The 18,437-nt window shown below is 74.2% G+C and carries 15 protein-coding genes; 7 read left to right on the top strand and 8 right to left on the bottom strand.

What is annotated here, in order from left to right; all coding sequences use genetic code 11:
• Positions 1-101: 101 nt before the first annotated feature.
• The 4 genes from ACIP4P_RS15950 to ACIP4P_RS15935 all read right to left on the bottom strand — a co-directional run bounded on the left by ACIP4P_RS15950 (position 102) and on the right by ACIP4P_RS15935 (position 2,810).
• Positions 102-515: a VOC family protein gene (locus ACIP4P_RS15950; RefSeq protein WP_350513027.1), complete on the bottom strand. Its 414-nt coding sequence runs from the start codon at positions 513-515 to the stop codon at positions 102-104.
• A 190-nt stretch (positions 516-705) separates the two neighbouring features.
• Entirely contained in the window at positions 706-1,449 is a 744-nt protein-coding gene (locus ACIP4P_RS15945; protein WP_400918455.1) for a class I SAM-dependent methyltransferase, read from the bottom strand.
• A gap of 79 nt (positions 1,450-1,528) precedes the next feature.
• A complete protein-coding gene (locus ACIP4P_RS15940; protein ID WP_400918452.1) occupies positions 1,529-2,314 on the bottom strand; it encodes a class I SAM-dependent methyltransferase in 786 nt (261 codons plus the stop codon).
• Positions 2,307-2,810 (bottom strand): N-acetyltransferase, encoded by a 504-nt coding sequence (locus ACIP4P_RS15935; RefSeq protein WP_400918449.1) that lies wholly within the window; start codon positions 2,808-2,810, stop codon positions 2,307-2,309. The genes ACIP4P_RS15940 and ACIP4P_RS15935 overlap by 8 nt, the downstream gene beginning before the upstream one ends.
• Before the next feature lie 195 nt (positions 2,811-3,005).
• Here ACIP4P_RS15935 and ACIP4P_RS15930 point away from each other — a divergent pair, with 195 nt between their 5' ends.
• The 4 genes from ACIP4P_RS15930 (at position 3,006) to ACIP4P_RS15915 (ending at position 9,521) form a co-directional block, all read left to right on the top strand.
• Positions 3,006-4,712: an acyclic terpene utilization AtuA family protein gene (locus ACIP4P_RS15930; RefSeq protein WP_400918446.1), complete on the top strand. Its 1,707-nt coding sequence runs from the start codon at positions 3,006-3,008 to the stop codon at positions 4,710-4,712.
• Positions 4,709-6,307: an acyl-CoA carboxylase subunit beta gene (locus ACIP4P_RS15925; protein WP_400918443.1), complete on the top strand. Its 1,599-nt coding sequence runs from the start codon at positions 4,709-4,711 to the stop codon at positions 6,305-6,307. The genes ACIP4P_RS15930 and ACIP4P_RS15925 overlap by 4 nt, the downstream gene beginning before the upstream one ends.
• Positions 6,308-6,322: 15 nt before the next feature.
• Entirely contained in the window at positions 6,323-8,251 is a 1,929-nt protein-coding gene (locus ACIP4P_RS15920) for an acetyl/propionyl/methylcrotonyl-CoA carboxylase subunit alpha (protein WP_400918888.1), read from the top strand.
• Between the two features lie 97 nt (positions 8,252-8,348).
• A complete protein-coding gene (locus tag ACIP4P_RS15915) occupies positions 8,349-9,521 on the top strand; it encodes an acyl-CoA dehydrogenase family protein (protein ID WP_400918440.1) in 1,173 nt (390 codons plus the stop codon).
• Positions 9,522-9,554: 33 nt separating this feature from the next.
• On the opposite strand, the gene ACIP4P_RS15910 is transcribed toward ACIP4P_RS15915, so the two are convergent.
• Both ACIP4P_RS15910 and ACIP4P_RS15905 read right to left on the bottom strand, forming a co-directional pair.
• The gene (locus ACIP4P_RS15910) at positions 9,555-10,235 is read right to left on the bottom strand and encodes a class F sortase (protein ID WP_400918437.1); all 681 of its coding nucleotides are present in this window, start codon (positions 10,233-10,235) and stop codon (positions 9,555-9,557) included.
• Entirely contained in the window at positions 10,222-10,956 is a 735-nt protein-coding gene (locus ACIP4P_RS15905) for a hypothetical protein (RefSeq protein WP_400918435.1), read from the bottom strand. The genes ACIP4P_RS15910 and ACIP4P_RS15905 overlap by 14 nt, the downstream gene beginning before the upstream one ends.
• 223 nt (positions 10,957-11,179) lie before the next feature.
• Here ACIP4P_RS15905 and ACIP4P_RS15900 point away from each other — a divergent pair, with 223 nt between their 5' ends.
• The 3 genes from ACIP4P_RS15900 to ACIP4P_RS15890 all read left to right on the top strand — a co-directional run bounded on the left by ACIP4P_RS15900 (position 11,180) and on the right by ACIP4P_RS15890 (position 16,117).
• Complete coding sequence (locus ACIP4P_RS15900) at positions 11,180-12,781, top strand: AMP-binding protein (RefSeq protein WP_350513036.1); 1,602 nt, start codon at positions 11,180-11,182, stop codon at positions 12,779-12,781.
• Between the two features lie 107 nt (positions 12,782-12,888).
• Complete coding sequence (locus ACIP4P_RS15895) at positions 12,889-13,509, top strand: TetR/AcrR family transcriptional regulator (protein ID WP_350513037.1); 621 nt, start codon at positions 12,889-12,891, stop codon at positions 13,507-13,509.
• 145 nt (positions 13,510-13,654) lie between these two features.
• The gene (locus tag ACIP4P_RS15890) at positions 13,655-16,117 is read left to right on the top strand and encodes a SpoIIE family protein phosphatase (protein WP_400918431.1); all 2,463 of its coding nucleotides are present in this window, start codon (positions 13,655-13,657) and stop codon (positions 16,115-16,117) included.
• A gap of 72 nt (positions 16,118-16,189) precedes the next feature.
• Here ACIP4P_RS15890 and ACIP4P_RS15885 read toward each other — a convergent pair whose 3' ends face one another.
• On the bottom strand, positions 16,190-17,749 hold the full coding sequence (locus ACIP4P_RS15885) for an MFS transporter (protein WP_400918428.1): 1,560 nt from the start codon (positions 17,747-17,749) through the stop codon (positions 16,190-16,192).
• Entirely contained in the window at positions 17,746-18,375 is a 630-nt protein-coding gene (locus ACIP4P_RS15880; protein ID WP_400918425.1) for a TetR/AcrR family transcriptional regulator, read from the bottom strand. Before ACIP4P_RS15880 ends, ACIP4P_RS15885 begins: the two co-directional genes overlap by 4 nt.
• Positions 18,376-18,437 lie beyond the last annotated feature (62 nt).

The following is an 18,437-nucleotide window of genomic DNA, read 5'->3' as shown; positions in this document are numbered from 1 at the left end:
GCGGTCGTGCTGCTGCTACGGACGGGTGGGCGGGCCCGCCCCGGCCGGTCGGGGTCGGGGCGGGCCCGGGAGGGCTCAGCTGGGGCCGGGCCCGGGAGGGGTCAGCGCACCTCGTTGAAGCGGACCATGGTGCCCGCCGGGTCGCGGAAGGCGCAGTCGCGGACGCCGTACGGCTGCTGGGTCGGCTCCTGGACGAGCTCGGCGCCGCCGGACTTCAGTCGGTCGAACACCCCGTCCAGGTCGGCGGTGGCGAGCACCACGCGGGCGTACGTCCCCTTGGCCATCATCTCGGTGATGGTACGCCGCTCGTCCTCGGTGATGCCCGGGTCCGCGAACGGCGGCTCCAGCACCAGGGAGACGCTCGGCTGGCCGACCGGGCCGACGGTGATCCAGCGCATCGGGCCGCCGCCGACGTCCTGGCGGACCTCGAAGCCCAGCAGGTCGCGGTAGAAGGCGAGGCTGGCCTCGGGGTCGGTGTGCGGGAGGAAGGTCCAGTGAATGCTGATGTCGTTCATGACTGCCACGCTAGGCGCGGGGCCCGGGCGGGCGCTTCTCGAAAACTGATCGCCTTCCCGGGCCGGGAATCCCGCCGGGGGCCTGCCGGAGAATCCGCCGGACGGCCGGACGGCCCGACCCCGTGCGGACCGGTGTCCGGGGGCCGGGCCGTCGGGCTCCGGGGCGTTGCCGCTCGGATGCGGCGGCCGCTCAGGCGCGGCAGCGCAGCATCTCCAGCGGCGGGTGGGCGAGCAGGTCCGCCCAGAAGTCCTCGCCGTACTCGCGCCGGCCCTCCTCGGAGATCCCGAGCGGCACCCACTCCAGCCCGGAGAACCCGGCCGCGCCCAGCGCCTCCTCGTAGACCTCGCGGCGCGGGACGGTGCCGAGGATGCTGATCGGCTGCGGGTCGAGCAGCGCGGTGACCCGCACCCGCGGGCCGGTCTCGACGTGGTCACCGGTGGGCTCGCAGCGGAACCCGTACCGCTCCAGGGACGCGCAGTCGAAGGCGTAGTCCGGCTTCTGGGCGAAGACGAAGAACTCCCCGCCCGGCACCAGACTGCGGTGGACGTTGCGACACATCCGGTCCAGCGACGCGCGGTCCTCCGCGTAGTTGAGGCACTGCACCGCCAGCGCCACGTCGAACTTCCGTTCCAGCTCCCGCAGTTCGGCCACGTCGCCGACCTGGTAGCGCACCCCCAGCGGCTCCCGCCGCTCGAACGACTCCGCGGCCGCGATCATCTCGGGGGAGATGTCGACCCCGAGCACCTCCGTCGCGCCGCGCCGTCGGACCTCGCGGCTGTAGAAGCCCGTCCCGCACGCCAGGTCGAGGACGGCCTTGCCGCGCACGTCCCCGACCATGGCGAGGAAGCTCGGCACCTCACCGAACCGCGTCAGCGGCAGGGCCTTGAAACCCTCGAACGCCTCGCCGATCCCGTCGTACTGCTGCACGCCCATCGCGCCGTCCTTCCGTTCCGCGGTCGTTCCGGAAGTCTCGCGCAGCCCGACGGGCCGTCGTACTGGCGGAAGTGACGAATCAACGGCGCCGGGCGAGGTGCGCGGTGATGTCGGCGTCCAGTTCCACGCGCGCGGGCAGCACGGCCAGGATCCGCCGGAACACCTCCTCCCGGGTCTCGGCCGACAGCATCAAGTAGGCCGAGACGGTGGAGAGATGGCCGACGTACTCGGCCGCGCCGATCGTCGACCGCCGGGCGATCACGGCCTGTCGGACGTCGGTGAAGAGCGCGGAGCGCAGCAGTTCGGTACCCGGCCACCGCATCGCCCGCTCCGGCGGCGTGCCGTCCGGGGAGGGGACGTCGTCGCTCGCCAGGAACGGCGCCCGGGCCGTCCGGACGGCCTCCGCCACCGCCGGATCGGCCAGCTCCACCGGCCCGCCGAAGGAGGCGAACACCCCGCCGGGCGCCAGCAGTTCGGCGATCCGGGGCCACCGCCCGCGCGGGCTGGTCCAATGCAGCGAGGCCGCCGCGTACACCAGGTCGTACGGTCCGTCGGCCGGCAGCTCCTCGAAGGCCGCCCGCACCGCGCGGACGCCCGCCGGGGTGTGCAGGCGCAGCTCGGCGAGCATCGCGCCGTCGGGCTCGGTCGCGGTGACGGCGACGCCCTGCCCGGCGAACATCCGGGTCGCCTTGCCCGTCCCGGCGCCGATCTCCAGCGCGGTCCGCGGCGGGCGGCCCGCGTACTCGGCGACCAGGTCGAAGAGCGCGGTCGGATACCCGGGCCGGTACCGCTCGTAGGCCTGGGCCACCGTGCCGAAACTCAGTGCGCGCTCGGGCGGCTCGGGCGGCTCGGGCCGCTCAGGCATCCGGGGCCGCCGGCAGCGCCAGCCAGTCCTGCCAGCTGATCCCGCGCCCGAGGAAGCGCGGCCGCTCGAAGGGCCAGTCGCTCTCGATCCACTTCGGCACCAGTGCGTCGAAGGCCTGCTCCACCTCGCTGCCGACCAGCCCGTCCACCACCCACCAGGAGATCTCGCCGTCCGCCCCCACCCGCTCCGGCGGGTCGATGTACACGCACCCGTGCACCGCCGTCTCCGCCGCGTCCAGCAGCGCGTAGTTGAACGACTGGTGCGCGGCGATCTCCCGCTCGTGCCGGGCCAGGTCGATCCGGTTGGCCTCGGCCGTGATCGTCTCCGCCGGCCACCCCCAGGCCGGCCCGAAGATCCCGAACAGCCGCTCCCGCGAGCCCATCACGGCCGGATAGTCCATCGGCGCGTCGGCCTCCCGGATCGGCCGCAGGTGGTACGCCCCGTCGAGCAGCGGCACGTGGACGGGATGGACGAAGTCAGCAGGAAGCCAGGTCATGCCGCCGAGGCTAGCCGCGACCCGGCCGTGAACGCACCGAATATCGCGCGGAGCCGAACCGGGGACCGCTGACACCGCTGACACCGCTGACCGAAAAACAAGCAGGCATGATTGCTTTTTTCTTCGGCCGGTGCCACGCTGCTGCCCGGCGGCGCTCGTGCGAAGTGCCGTCAACCCAGCGGCAGGGGAGGCGCTTTGACGCGCACGAGCTCGGTACTGCGGATCGGCAATGCCTCGGGGTTCTACGGGGACCGCTTCGCGGCGGTGCGGGAGATGCTCACGGGCGGGCCGCTGGACGTGCTCACCGGGGACTACCTGGCCGAGCTGACCATGCTGATCCTGGCCCGGGACCGGCTGAAGGACCCGTCGCTGGGCTATGCCCGGACCTTCCTGCGGCAGATGGAGGAGTGCCTCGGGCTGGCCCGCGACCGCGGCGTGAAGATCGTGGTGAACGCGGGCGGTCTCCATCCGGCCCGACTCGCCGAGCGGCTGGGGGAGTTGGCCCAGCGGCTGGGCGTGCCGACCGCCGTGGCCCGGGTCGAGGGCGACGACCTGCTGCCGCGCCGGGCCGAACTCGGGCTGCCCGAGGGCCTGTTGGCCGCCAATGCCTATCTCGGCGGCTTCGGCATCGCCGCCTGTCTGGCCGGGGGCGCCGATGTGGTGGTCACCGGCCGGGTGACGGACGCCGCACTGGTGGCCGGGCCCGCGATCGCCCACTTCGGCTGGACCGCCGCCGATCTCGACCCGCTCGCCGGGGCGGTGGTGGCCGGGCACGTGCTGGAGTGCGGGGCGCAGGCCACCGGCGGCAACTACGCCTTCTTCGGCGAGCACGACGTGGACCGTCCGGGCTTCCCGCTGGCCGAGCTGCACGCCGACGGCTCCAGTGTGATCACCAAGCACCCGGGCACCGGCGGCGCCGTCACCATCGGCACCGTCACCGCCCAACTCCTGTACGAGACCGGCGGACCGCACTACCTCGGCCCCGACGTCACGGCCCGGCTGGACACCGTCCGGCTCACCGAGGAGGGCCCGGACCGGGTGCGGATCGACGGGGTGCGCGGCGAGGCCCCGCCGCCGACCCTCAAGGTCGGGCTGAACCGCCTCGGCGGCCACCGCAACGAGGTGGTCTTCGTGCTCACCGGCCTGGACATCGAGGCCAAGGCCGCCCTGGTGCGGCGCCAGTTCGCCGCCGCCCTGCCGCCCGAGTCCCGGCCCGCCGAGCTGCGCTGGACGCTGGCCCGCACCGACCACCCGGACGCCGCCACCGAGGAGGCCGCCTCGGCCCTGCTCCGGCTGACCGCCCGGGACCGGGATCCGGCCAAGGTCGGCCGTGAACTCGGCAAGTCGGCCGTGGAGTTGGGCCTCGCCGGGTATCCGGGCTTCCACCTCACCGCCCCGCCCGGCCCGGGCGCCCCGTACGGGGTGTTCACCGCCGCGCACGTCGACGCCGGGCTGGTCGAGCACACCGCCGTCCTGCCGGACGGCAGCCGGATCCCCGTCCCGCCGGCCCCGGTGACCTCAGAACCCGGGGCCGTCGAGCACGAGTTGCCCGCGCCCCTGCCGCCCGGCCCGACCCGCCGGGCCCCGCTCGGCCTGCTGCTCGGCGCCCGCAGCGGCGACAAGGGTGGTGACGCCAACCTGGGCGTCTGGGCCCGCAGCGAGGACGCCTGGCGCTGGCTCGCGCACACCCTCACCGTCGACCGGCTGCGCGAACTGCTGCCCGAAACCGCCGAGTTGCCCGTCGCCCGGCACCTGCTGCCCAACCTCAGGGCGGTGAACTTCACCCTCACCGGCCTGCTCGGCGAGGGCGTCGCCGCCCAGCACCGCTTCGACCCGCAGGCCAAGGCCCTGGGCGAGTGGCTGCGCTCGCGCCACCTCGACATCCCGGAGGTACTGCTATGACCGCCCTGTCCACCCGGGTCGACCCGGCCGGCGCCGAGTACGCGGAGCACCGCGCCGCGATGATCACCAAGCTGGTGGAGCTGGACGCCGAGCACGCCAAGGCGCTGGCCGGCGGCGGCCCCAAGTACGTGGAGCGGCACCGCAAGCGCGGCAAGCTGCTGGCCCGGGAGCGGATCGAGCTGCTGGTCGACCCGGACTCGCCGTTCCTGGAGCTGTCCCCGCTGGCCGCCTGGGGCAGCGACTACCCGGTGGGTGCCGCGCTGGTCACCGGCATCGGGGTGGTCGAGGGCGTGGAGTGCGTGATCACCGCCAACGACCCGACGGTGCGCGGCGGCGCCAGCAACCCGTGGACGCTGCGCAAGGCGCTGCGGGCCAACGAGATCGCGCTGCACAACCGGCTGCCGGTGGTGAACCTGGTCGAGTCCGGCGGGGCCGACCTGCCCAGCCAGAAGGAGATCTTCATCCCCGGCGGCGCCCTGTTCCGGGACCTCACCCGGCTGTCCGCCGCCGGGATCCCGACCGTCGCCGTGGTGTTCGGCAACTCCACGGCGGGCGGCGCCTACGTGCCGGGGATGTCCGACCACACCGTGCTGGTCAAGGAGCGGGCCAAGGTCTTCCTGGGCGGCCCGCCGCTGGTGAAGATGGCCACCGGCGAGGAGGCCGACGACGAGTCGCTGGGCGGCGCGGAGATGCACGCCCGCAGCTCCGGCCTGGCCGACCACTTCGCGGTGGACGAGCCGGACGCGCTGCGGATCGCCCGCCGGATCGTCGCCCGGCTGGACCACCGCAAGCCCGGCCCGGACCCGGACCGCTTCGCCGAGCCGCCGAAGTACGACGAGGAGGAGCTGCTCGGCATCGTCCCCGGCGACCTCAAGGTGCCCTTCGACCCGCGCGAGGTGATCGCCCGGATCGTCGACGGCTCCGACTTCGACGAGTTCAAGCCGCTCTACGGCGCCAGCCTGGCCACCGGCTGGGCCCGGCTGCACGGCTACCCGGTCGGCATCCTGGCCAACGCCCAGGGCGTGCTGTTCAGCCAGGAGTCCCAGAAGGCGGCGCAGTTCATCCAGTTGGCCAACCAGCGGAACATCCCGCTGCTGTTCCTGCACAACACCACCGGTTACATGGTCGGCCGGGACTACGAGCAGGGCGGCATCATCAAGCACGGCGCGATGATGATCAACGCCGTCTCCAACTCCACCGTCCCGCACCTGTCCGTCCTGCTGGGCGCCTCCTACGGGGCCGGCCACTACGGGATGTGCGGCCGGGCCTACGAGCCGCGCTTCCTGTTCTCCTGGCCGAGCGCCAAGTCCGCGGTGATGGGCCCCCAGCAGCTCGCCGGGGTGCTCTCCATCGTCGCCCGCCAGTCGGCCGCGGCGAAGGGGCAGCCGTACGACGAGGACGCGGACGCGGCGATCCGGGCGATGGTCGAGCAGCAGATCGAGGCGGAGTCGCTGCCGGTCTTCCTGTCCGGGCGGCTCTACGACGACGGCGTGATCGACCCGCGCGACACCCGTACGGTGCTCGGCCTGTGCCTGTCCGCGATCCACAACGCGCCGGTCGAGGGCGCGCGTGGCTACGGCGTCTTCCGGATGTAGGGGGAACCCCAGATGATGATCACCAATGTCCTGGTCGCCAACCGGGGCGAGATCGCCCGCCGGGTGTTCCGCACCTGCCGGGAGCTCGGCATCGCGACCACCGCCGTGCACTCCGACCCGGACGCCGCCGCCCCGCACGTCCGGGAGGCCGACGCCGCCGTCCGGCTGCCCGGGGCCGCACCCGCCGACACCTATCTGCGCGGCGAGCTGATCGTCCGGGCCGCCCTCCAGGCCGGGGCGGACGCCGTCCACCCGGGCTACGGATTCCTCTCCGAGAGCGCCGAGTTCGCCCGCGCCGTGCTGGACGCCGGGCTGGTGTGGATCGGCCCGCCGCCGGAGGCGATCGCGGCGATGGGCTCCAAGACCGCCGCCAAGCGGTTGATGGCCGGGGCCGGGGTGCCCGTGCTGGGCGCGCTCGCCGAGCCCGCCGAGGCCGACCTGCCGGTGCTGGTCAAGGCCGCGGCGGGCGGTGGCGGCCGCGGCATGCGGGTGGTCGAGCGGCTCGCGGACCTCCCGGCCGCACTGGAGTCCGCCCGGGCCGAGGCGGCCAAGGCCTTCGGCTCCGACGAGGTGTTCTGCGAGCGCTACCTGCCCACCGGCCGGCACGTCGAGGTCCAACTGCTGGCCGACGCCCACGGCACCGTGTGGGCGGTCGGCGACCGCGACTGCTCGCTGCAGCGCCGGCACCAGAAGGTGATCGAGGAGGCCCCGGCCCCCGGCCTGCCCGCGGCCGTCCGGGCCGCCCTGCACGAGGCGGCGGTCAGCGCCGCCCGGGCGATCGGCTACGTCGGCGCCGGCACCGCCGAGTTCCTGCTCGCCGAGGACGGCCGGTTCTTCTTCCTGGAGATGAACACCCGCCTCCAGGTCGAGCACCCGGTCACCGAGGCGGTCACCGGCCTGGACCTGGTCGCCCTTCAACTCGCCGTCGCCGAGGGGGAGGAGCTGCCCGCGGCGACCCCGCCGCCGAGCACCGGCCACGCGATCGAGGCCCGGCTGTACGCCGAGGACCCGGCGAAGGACTGGCAGCCCGCCACCGGCACCCTGCACCGGATCGAACTCACCGTGGAACACCGGGAGTTCGGCGGCACCGGAGTGCGGCTGGACTCCGGGGTGGCCTCCGGCGACGAGATCACCCCGCACTACGACGCGATGCTCGCCAAGGTCATCGTCAGTGCCCCGACCCGCGCCGCCGCCGCCCGCCGACTGGCCGACGCGCTCGCCCGGGCCCGGATCCACGGGCCCGCCACCAACCGGGAGTTGCTGGTCCGGGCACTGCGGCACCCGGCCTTCCTGGCCGCACGCCTGCACACCGGCTTCCTCGCCGAGCACGCCGCCGAGCTCACCGCGCCCGACCCCGGGGGACCCGAGCGGGCCGCGCTGGCCGCCGCCCTCGCCGACGCCGCCGCCCGCGGCACCGCGCTGCCCTCCGGCTGGCGCAACCTGCCCTCCCAGCCCCAGGCCAAGCGCTACCGGACCGCCGACGGAAGGGAGTTGGCGGTCCGCTACCGCCGGACCCGGGCCGGCCTGGAGTCCGCCGACCACCCGGACGCCGAACTCCTCGACGTGGCACCGGACTTCGTTGTCCTCCGGGAGGGCGAGGTCCGGCGCCGCTACGACGTCGCCCGCTACGGCGACCGGGTGTACGTCGACAGCCCGACCGGCAGTACCGCGCTGACCGCCCTGCCCCGCTTCCCCGACCCCGCCGACCGGACCGATCCGGGCGCCCTGCTCGCCCCGATGCCGGGCACCGTGCTGCGCACCGGCGCCGCCGTCGGCGACACCGTCACCGCCGGTCAGCCGCTGCTGGTGCTGGAGGCGATGAAGATGGAGCACCGCGTCACCGCCCCCGCCGACGGCGTCCTGGTCGAACTGCGGGTCGCCCCGGGCGAGCAGGTCCGGCTCGGCGCCCTGCTCGCCGTCGTCAAGTCCCCCGAAGAGTCCTGAGCCCCGCCCGCCCGAGCGCCGCCCGCCCGATCACCGCCTGACCGAGCCCCGCCCGCCCGAGCACCGCCCGCCCACCCGCACAGCGGAAGGACCACGTATGTCGTCCATCGGCAGTCAGCTCCTCGAAACCCCCGAGCGCACCGCCCTGCGCCAGGCCGTCGGCGACCTCGGCCGCCGCTACGGCTCCGCCTACTACCTCGCCAAGGCGCGGGCCGGCGAGCCCGCCGAGGAGCTCTGGGCGGAGGCCGGCAAGGCCGGCTACCTGGGCGTCAACCTGCCCGCCGGGTACGGCGGCGGGGGCGGCGGCATCAGCGACCTCGCCATCGTGCTGGAGGAACTGGGCGCCGCCGGCTGCCCGTTGCTGCTGCTGATCGTCTCCCCGGCGATCTGCGGCACGGTGATCGCCCGCTACGGCACCGAGGAGCAGAAGCGGCGCTGGCTGCCCGGACTCGCCGACGGCAGCCGCAAGATGGCCTTCGGCATCACCGAGCCGGACGCGGGCAGCAACTCGCACCGGATCTCCACGGTCGCCCGCCGGGACGGCGAGGACTGGCTGCTGACCGGCCGCAAGGTGTTCGTCTCCGGCATCGACCACTCCGACGCCGTGCTGTTCGTCGCCCGCACCGAGGACGCCCGGACCGGCAAGCTCAAGCCCTGTCTGTTCGTCGTCCCGCGCGACACCCCCGGCTTCGAGTACCGGGCGATCCCGATGGAACTGGTCGCCCCCGAGAAGCAGTTCCAGGTCTTCCTGGACGACGTCCGGCTGCCCGCCGACGCCCTGGTGGGGGACGAGAACGCCGGCCTGCTCCAGCTGTTCGCGGGCCTCAACCCGGAGCGCATCCTGACCGCCGCGTTCTCGCTCGGCCTGGCCCGCCAGGCGCTCGGCAAGGCGGTGGAGTACGCGAAGACCCGTACCGTCTGGTCCACCCCGATCGGCGCCCACCAGGGCCTGGCGCACCCGCTGGCCCAGTGCGCGGTGGAGATCGAGCTGGCCCGGCTGATGACCCAGAAGGCCGGGCTGCTCTACGACGCGGGCGAGGACCAGGCCGCCGGGGAGGCCGCCAACATGGCCAAGTACGCCGCCGGGGAGGCCGCCGCCCGCACCGTCGACCAGGCGGTGCAGACCCTCGGCGGCAACGGCCTGACCCAGGAGTACGGGCTGGGCGCCCTGCTGGCCGCCACCCGGGTCGGCCGGGTCGCCCCGGTCAGCCGGGAGATGGTGCTCAACTACGTCGCCCAGCACACCCTGGGCCTGCCCAAGTCCTACTGACGGATCCGCCGGTGGCGGACGCTCCGGCAGGCCTCACCGCACGGCCGACAGGTGGGCGAACACCACGGTGTTGGACTCGTACCCGGTGCGCCGGTCGAACTTCCCGCCGCAGGTGATCAGCCGCAGCTCGGCCCGGTCGGTGGCGCCGTAGACCAGGGCGTCCGGGAAGTCCCGCTTGGGGAAGACCCGGACCTGGTCGACGGTGAACACCGCGGTGCGCCGGTCCCGGCGGGTCACCTCGACGGTGTCGCCCGGGCGCAGCAGCCCGAGCCGGTAGAACACCGCCGGTCCGGTGTGGTTGTCGGCGTGCCCGACGAGCAGGGCGTTCCCGGCGGCCCCGGGCGTGCTGCCGTCCCGGTACCAGCCGACCAGGTTGCGCTGGTCCATCGGCGGGGTGTTCAGCTGCCGGGTGGCGGTCAGCCCGAGTCCGGTCAGCGGGGCGTCGACCTTGATCGCGGGGATCCGGATCCGGGTCGGCACCGAGGCCGGCAGCGGGGGCCGGGCGGGGGCCGCGCCGGTGGCCGGCGCCGCCGGGGTCGGCCCGGTGGCGGCCGCGGCGCTGGGTGCGGGCGGCAGCGGCGGTCCGGTCCGTCCGGTGCTGCCGTCGTGGACCAGCCAGGCGCCGCAGGCGGCCAGCGCCAGCGCGGCGACCCCGGCCCGCCAGGGGCCGGAGCCGCCGCTCGGCGCTCGGGTGGGCCGGTCAGGACTCGGCATTGCGCCCGGGGCGGCGGCGCATCGCGCGGATGCCCAGTCCGCCGGCGCCGACGACCAGCGCGAGGCCGCCGATCACCTCGACGGCGGCCGTCCCGGAGCTGCCGGAGGTGCCGCCGCCACCGGTGCCCACCCCGCCGTGGGGCCCGCCGCTGGGCGAGACGCTCGGGGAGTGGCCCGGGGACGGCGAGCCGGAGGGCGAGACCGAGGGGCTGGTGGAGCCGGACGGCGAGGACGACGGAGAGGAGGAGGGCGACGGTGAACCGGATGGCGAGGACGAGGGCGAGCCCGAGGGCGACGGCGAGGAGGTGGCGCAGGAGACGTCGAAGACCTTCTGCTTCGCGTTGCCGTTCTCCCCGACGAACGTCCATTCGAGCTTGTAGTGACCGTCCGGGAGGCTGAACAGCCCGGTGGCGCCGGTTCCGCCGACCAGGGTGATGGAGCCGGACAGCACCTGGGCGGTGCCGGTCGGCGGCTGCTGCTCGACCGTCCAGTTGACCTGCTGGACGGTGTCGAAGTTGAAGGCGTCGAAGTAGAACCTGCAGACCTTCGGGTCGTCGTTCTGGCTGCTCACCGGAGTGGTGCTGTCGTGCACCTTGACGTCGCCGTTGTCACCCGGCGCGGCCAGCGCGACCGGCGCCGTGCCGAGGGCGATCGCGGCGGCCGCCGCGGCGGTGGCGACCAGGCGGCGGGCGGACGGCAGGGCGGGGGAGGTGGCTCTCACGGGGGTTGCTCCAGGGTCCTGGGCCGCGCCAGGGGGCGGGCGGCCGTGGTGCAACACCGTCCGGTCGGGCGCCCCGCGGAGCAACTGTGCCACGCGTGCTCCGTCCCCGGTTCCCCACAATGGCCCAGCCCCCTCCCCTACTGTCCGTATGCTCCTGAACGCACCCCGTACCACCCCCCGCCCGGTTTAGTTGCGACGTCAACTTCCTTACTGGAGGCATACCTTGGTGTTCCGAAGCGAGTTCCCGGACGTCCCCGTCATCGACCTGCCGATCCATGACGCGGTACTCGCCGCCGCCGCCGGGTACGGCGACCGGCCGGCCCTGATCGACGGCCTCACCGGGGAGCAGGTCAGCTACGCGAGGCTCGCCGCCGCCGTCGAGCGGGTCGCCGCCGCGCTGGCCGAGGCAGGGGTGCGCAAGGGCGACGTGGTGGCCCTGTTCAGCCCCAACACGGTCGTCTACCCGATGGCCTACTACGGCGCCACCCGGGCCGGCGCCACCGTCACCACGGTGTCCTCGCTGTGCACCCCCGGCGAACTGGCCGGCCAACTCGCGGACAGCGCCGCCCGCTGGCTGATCACCGTCTCCCCGTTCCTGCCGACCGCCCGCACCGCCGCCGAGCAACTGGCCGGGGCCGGCCGCCCGCTGACCGAGATCATCGTCCTGGACGGCGCCGAGGGCCACCGTTCGCTCGCCGACCTGCTCGCCACCACCGGCCCCGCCCCCGAGCCCGCCATCACCCCCGGCGAGGACGTCGCCGTCCTGCCCTACTCCAGCGGCACCACCGGACTGCCCAAGGGCGTGATGCTCACCCACCGCTCGATCGCCACCAACCTCGCCCAGACCGACGCCCTCTACCGCCCGTCGGTCGGCGAACGGGTGCTCGCCGTCCTCCCCTTCTTCCACATCTACGGCCTGACGGCCCTGCTCAACCAGCCGCTGCGGTGCGGCGCCACCGTGGTCGTGCTGCCCCGCTTCGACCTGGAGCAGTTCTGCCGCACCATCGAGCAGCACCGGGTACAGGGCCTGGTGGTCGCCCCGCCCATCGTCCTCGCCCTGGCCAAGCACCCCGTGGTGGAGAGCTTCGACCTCTCCTCCGTCGAGTACCTGCTCTGCGCGGCCGCCCCGCTGGACCAGGCCCTCGCCGACGCCTGCGCCCGCCGGCTGGGCCTGCCGCACCTGCTCCAGGGCTACGGGATGACCGAGCTGTCCCCGGTCACCCACGTGGTCTCGCCGACCGAGGCCGACCCCGCGCCCGGCTCGGTCGGCCGGATGATCGCCTCCACCGAACTGCGGGTGGCCGCCCTGGACGGCTCCGCCGACGACCTCGGCCCCGGCGAGCAGGGCGAACTGCTGATCCGCGGCCCGCAGGTGATGAAGGGCTACTTCGGGCGCCCCTCCGAGACCGCCGCCATGGTCGACGCCGAGGGCTGGCTGCACACCGGCGACATCGGCTACGTGGACGAGCGCGGCTACCTGTACGTCGTCGACCGGGTGAAGGAGCTGATCAAGTACAAGGGCTACCAGGTCGCCCCCGCCGAGCTGGAGGCCGTGCTGCTCGGCCACCCGCAGATCGCCGACGCCGCCGTGATCGGCGTCCGGGACGCCGACGGGACGGAGTGTCCCAAGGCCTTCGTGGTCCGTACCCCGGGCAGCGGCCTGACCGCGGAGGAGGTCACCGGCTACGTGGCCGGGCAGGTCGCCCCGTACAAGAAGGTGCGCGCGGTGGAGTTCGTGGACGCCGTCCCCAAGTCCGCGGCCGGCAAGATCCTCCGCCGCGAACTGCGCGCCCGCGAGGCCTCCCGCACCGGGGCCGCCTCCTGAGCGCACAGGACCCACCCGGCGGCCGAAGACCGCGGCCGGTCTGTGAGGATCGACCCGCCGCGCCCCGACCGGAACAGACCTCGTCGATACAGGAACCGCCACCCGCCATGACCAGCCACCCCGCCGTCCGCACCCCCCAGCAGGACCGCAGCCGCGCGACCCGGGCCCGGCTGCTCGCGGCCGCCGTGGACTGCCTGGCCGAGCTCGGCTGGCAGGGCTCCACCGTCACCGTGGTCGCCGAACGGGCAGGCGTCTCCCGGGGCGCCGCCCAGCACCACTTCCCGACCCGCGAGGACCTCTTCACCGCGGCCGTCGAGCAGGTCACCGCCGAGCGGCTGGCAGCCGTCCGCGCCCACGCGGACGACCTGCCGGCCGCCGGCCCCGACCGCACCCTGGCCGTGGTCGACATGATCGTCCGCCTCTACACCGGCCCGCTGTTCCGCGCGGCCCTGCACCTGTGGACCGCCGCCGCCACCGAGGAGGCCCTGCGCGAGCGGATCGTCGCCCTGGAGGGCCACGTCGGCCGGGAGGCCCACCGGGCCGCCGTGGAGTTCCTGGACGCCGACGAGACCCGCCCGGGTGTGCGCGAATCGGTGCAGGCCACCCTCGACCTCGCCCGCGGCCTCGGCCTGGCCAATCTGCTCACGGACGACAGCCTTCGACGTTCCGGGGTGATCCGGCAGTGGGCCGGCGTTCTGGAGAGTACGCTGCGGCCGGTACGCCCATGACGCCCGTACACCCGAGCGACCGGACGCCCCCTGACCAAGGGGTCGCCGGGCGGCCGATGTCCGGGCAGTCTGGAGAAGAACCCCGGCCGGCACCGACCGCGAGGCCCACCCGGCCGGGCCCGAGCCGAACCGGGGTGCTGCCTGAATGCACAGAGAAGAGTGGGACGCGACCGACACCGGCCCCGCGCCGGACGGTGACCCCGCACGCCCGGAGGGCCACCGACTCGTCCCGCTCGCCACGGTCCTGGTCCAGGGCGACGGTCTGATCCTGCACTGGAGCGAGGACGCCGAGGTCCTGCTCGGCTACACCGCCGAAGAGGCGATCGGCAGCTACGCCGCCCGACTGCTCACCGACGAGAGCGACCGCGCCGACGTGCTCGCGATCTTCCAGCGGATCCTCACCGGCACCGACACCTCCTTCGTCTTCCCGGTCCGCCACCGCGACGGCCACAAGGTCGAGCTGGAGTTCCGCACCTACCCGATCGCCGGACCGACCGGCACCCTGCTGCTGCTCGCCACCGCCTCCGACACCCGGGCCATCCACGCCATCGAGGCCGACCTCGCCGTCCTGGACGGCATCTTCGGCCGCTCCCCGATCGGCATGGCCGTCTACGACACCGACCTGCGCTACGTCCGGATCAACGAGGCGCTGGCCCGGATGAACGGCGTCCCCGTCGCCGCCCACCTCGGCCGCCGGATATCCGCCGTCCTGCCCGGCATCAACAGCGCCGAGATCGAACAGACCATGCGGCAGGTCCTCAAGACCGGCAAGCCCGTGGTGGACGCCCGCTCGCACGGCCGCGTCCCGGGCGACCCCAGGCGGGACCGGGCCTGGTCCGCCTCCTACTTCCGGCTGGAGGACTCCACCGGCCGGGTCTTCGGCGTCTGCTCCTCGATCATCGACGTCACCGAGCGCTTCCAGGCCGAGGCCCGGGCCTCCCGGGCCCAGGAACGACTGGCCACCATCGCCGAGGCCACCGCCCGGATCGGCACCACCCTCGACCTCCAGCGCACCGCCGAGGAGCTGATCGAGGCGGTCGTCCCCCGGTTCGCCGACTTCGCCACCGTCGACCTGCTGGAACCGGTGCTGCGCGGCGCCGAGCCCACCCCGATCCCCGCCGACCGGTCCGTCACGCTGCGGGCCGTCGCCGTCGGGGAGGAGTACGAGACCGGCCTCGCGCACGCCGTCGACGCCGTCGGCGAGACCTCCGAGTACACCCCCGACCGCAGCTACACCCAGTGCCTGCGCAGCGGCCGCCCGCTGCTGCGCGCCCACGTGGACGAGGAGGTGCTGCGCGGGCTGGTCTCCAGCGAGGACCGGGTCGCCCCGGGGATCGCGGCCGGCATCCACTCGTACCTGATGGTGCCGATCACCGCCCGGGGCATGGTGCTCGGCGGCTCCGAGTTCATCCGGATGCGCAACCCCGAGCCCTTCAACGAGGCCGACGTGGCGCTCGCCGAGGAACTCGTCGCCCGCACCGCCCTGGCCCTGGACAACGCCCGGCTCTACCGCCGGGAGCGGGAGACCGCCCTCACCCTGCAGCGCAGCCTGCTGCCGCAGGAGATCCACCGCACCCTCGGTCTGGAGATCGCCTACCGCTACCTGCCCAGCAGCGTGGTCAGCGAGGTCGGCGGCGACTGGTTCGACGTGGTGCCGCTGTCCTGCGGGCGGGTCGCCCTGGTGGTCGGCGACGTGATGGGCCACGGCATCCGGGCCGCCGCCACGATGGGTCAGCTGCGCACCGTCGCCCGCACCCTGGCCACCCTGGACATGCCGCCCGAGCAGGTGCTCACCCGACTGGACGAGACCGCCTCGGGGATCGGCGAGGGCCAGTTCGCCACCTGCATCTGCGCCGTCTACGACCCGCTGGAGCGCACCGTCCAGGTCGCCTCGGCCGGACACCTGCCGCCGGTCCGGGTCGGCACCGACGGCGTCGCCCGTCGGATCGAGGTGCCGCCCGGCGTCCCGCTCGGCGTCGGCGGGGTCGCCTTCGAGTCGATCGGCTTCACCCTCCCCGAGGGCAGCCTGCTCGCCCTCTACACCGACGGCCTGGTCGAGCGGCGCGGCCAGGACCTGGACCACGGCATCGACCGGCTGGCCCGCACCCTGGGCGGACCCGGCCGGACGCTGGAGGAGAGCTGCGACGCCGTGATCGGCGCGCTGGTCACCGACGGCACCGAGGACGACATCGCGATGATCATGGCCCGGGCGCTGCCGGTGCCCGCCGACCGGATCGCCACCCTCCCGCTCACCGGCGGCGGCAAGCTGCCCGGCAAGGCCCGCCGCTTCACCCGCGCCACCCTGGACTCCTGGGGCCTGAACGCCCTCGCCGACTACGCCGAGCTACTGGTCAGCGAGCTGGTCACGAACGCCCTGCTGCACGCCGAGGCCCCGCGCCGGCTGCGGCTGTTCCGCGACCGGGTGCTCACCGTCGAGGTCTCCGACGCCGGTGGCTCGACCCCGCAGCTGCGCCCCTTCGCCGAGCAGGACGAGGGCGGGCGGGGGATGTTCCTGGTCAGCGAGCTGGCCCAGCGCTGGGGGAGCCGACTGACTAGGGACGGCAAGGTGGTCTGGGCGGAGCTGGAACTGCCCTTCGGGGCCTCCTAGGTCCGGAACGGGCGTTCCGCAGACGAGAACGACCGCTCCCCTCAGGGGAACGGTCGTTCTCGCGGGTGATCGTCAGGCGTGCACCTTCGGCGACTCGACGGGTGCGGCGGCCTCGTCCGCCGTCGGGGCGGACAGCCCGCGCAGCAGGCGCCAGGCCAGCAGCGCCGCCGCCACCAGCAGGGCCCCGGCGAGCAGCCCGGCGGTGTTCATACCGTCCACGAAGGCGGCCCGGGCGCTCGCCAGCAGCGGCTGCGCCAGCTCCGGGGCCAGCCCGTGGGCGGTCTCCACGGCCGCGCCGAGCGACTCCCCGGCCCGGGCGGCGGCCGCCGGGTCCGTCCCGGCCGGGACGGCCAGCCCGCCGGCGTAGATCGAGCCGACCACCGAGCCGACCAGCGCGATGCCGAGCGCGGTGCCCAGCTCGTACGCCGTCTCGGAGACGGCCGAGGCGGCACCGGCCTTGTCGGCGGGTGCGGCGGTCAGCACCAGGTCGGCGCCGAGCGTGTAGACCACGCCCTCGGCCGTGCCGACCAGCAGGAAGGCGGCCGCCAGCAGCAGGTAGGTGGTGTCCTGCCCCAGCCAGCCCAGGGTGCCGGTGGCGAGGCCCATCGTCAGCAGACAGGCGGTGAGCGCCTTGCGGGCGCCGAAGCGGCGGGCGATCCGGGCGGTCAGCAGACCACCGGCGACCGAGCCGGCGAAGGCCGGCAGCTCCGCCAGACCGGCCTGGAGCGGCTGGTAGCCGCGCACCAGCTGGAGGTACTGGGAGACCACGAAGATCACGCCGGACAGTCCGACCAGGGAGATCAGCGAGGCCGTGACGGCGGCGGTGAACCGCGGGTCGCGGAACAGCCGGACGTCCAGCAGCGGGGTCTCCAGCCGCAGCTGGCGACGGACGAACAGGGTGAGCGCGGCGGCGCCGAGCAGGAAGGTGACCGGGACGTCCCAGCGGGCGACGCCGTGCGCGGCGCCCTCCTTGATCGCGTACACCATCCCGATCACACCGGCCAGCGAGAGCACCACGCTCAGCACGTCCCAGCGGCCCGGCTTCGGGTCCTTGGACTCGGGCAGCAGCCAGGCGCCGAACACCAGCAGCAGGAGCAGCACCGGGATGTTCAGCAGGAACACCGAACCCCACCAGAAGTGTCCCAGCAGCACCCCGCCGACCACCGGGCCGAGCGCGGCGCCGGCGGTGGCGGCCGCACCCCAGATGCCGATCGCGGTGGCCCGCTCCCGGTCGTCCGGGAACAGGCTGCGGATCAGCGAGAGGGTGGAGGGCATGATCGTCGCCCCGGCGACGCCGAGCAGCGCGCGGGCCAGGATCAGCCAGCCGGCGCTCGGCGCGTACGCGGCCAGCAGCGAGGCCGCGCCGAACGCGGTGGCGCCGATCAGCAGCAGCTTCTTGCGGCCGATCCGGTCGCTCAGCGCGCCCATGCTGACCAGCAGGCCGGCCAGCACGAAGGAGTAGGAGTCGCCGATCCAGAGCAGCTGGGTGCCGCTGGGGTGCAGCGTCTCGCTGATGGAGGGGATGGCGAGGGACAGGACGGTCGCGTCCAGGGCGACCACGGTGACGGCCAGGACCAGGACGGCGAGGCCGGTCCAGCGCTGGCGGGCGGTCAGGGCGGGGGTGCTGCTCATGGTGTATCGGTTTCCGGTTTCCGGTCCGAGGTGCTGTGGGTGAGGGGGGCGGTGCGGGTGGTGGGGACGGGGACGGGGGCGTCCGGTCGGCGCAGTGCGCCGCCGAGGAACAGCTCGGCGAGCGAGAAGGCCGCGTCGCGCGGGGCGAGCCGGCCGTCCTGGATGGCCCAGCCGATGCCGGCCACCAGGTCGAAGAAGGCCTCGCTGAGCCAGGCGGCGCTGAGTTCGACCCGGAAGGCGCCCTCCCGCTGCCCGCGCAGGAAGAGCGCGTGCAGCCGTTCGATCTGGACCTCCCAGAGGTCGTTGATCTCGTCGTTCTCGTAGAGCTGGTTCTCGCCGGCCAGGAAGGCGCAGAGCATGGCGTCCGGGACGGCGGCGTCCACCAGTCGGCGCAGGGCCGTCTGGGCGTCGTCCCGTTCGATGGCGGCGGTGTCCAGAGCGGCGGCGAAGCGCCGCAGGCCGAGCAGGCCGACCTCGCGGATCAGGGCGTCGCGCCCCGGGAACAGCCGGTGGAGGGTGGCCCGGCTGATGTGCGCGGCGCGGGCGATCTCGTCCAGGTGGGCGCCGGGGCGGCGGGAGAGCACGCCGACGGCGGCTTCGAGTACGGTGTCGCGGTCGGTGGCCATGAGCCCAGTGTAGATCAGATGAGACATCTATGTCTCAGAATACTTCTCCGGCTCTCACATGA

The organism is Kitasatospora sp. NPDC089509 (genome assembly GCF_044749365.1).
GTDB lineage: Bacteria > Actinomycetota > Actinomycetes > Streptomycetales > Streptomycetaceae > Kitasatospora.
Note: the sequence above shows the minus strand (reverse complement) of the source record. Positions and strands in the feature narration are given on the sequence as shown.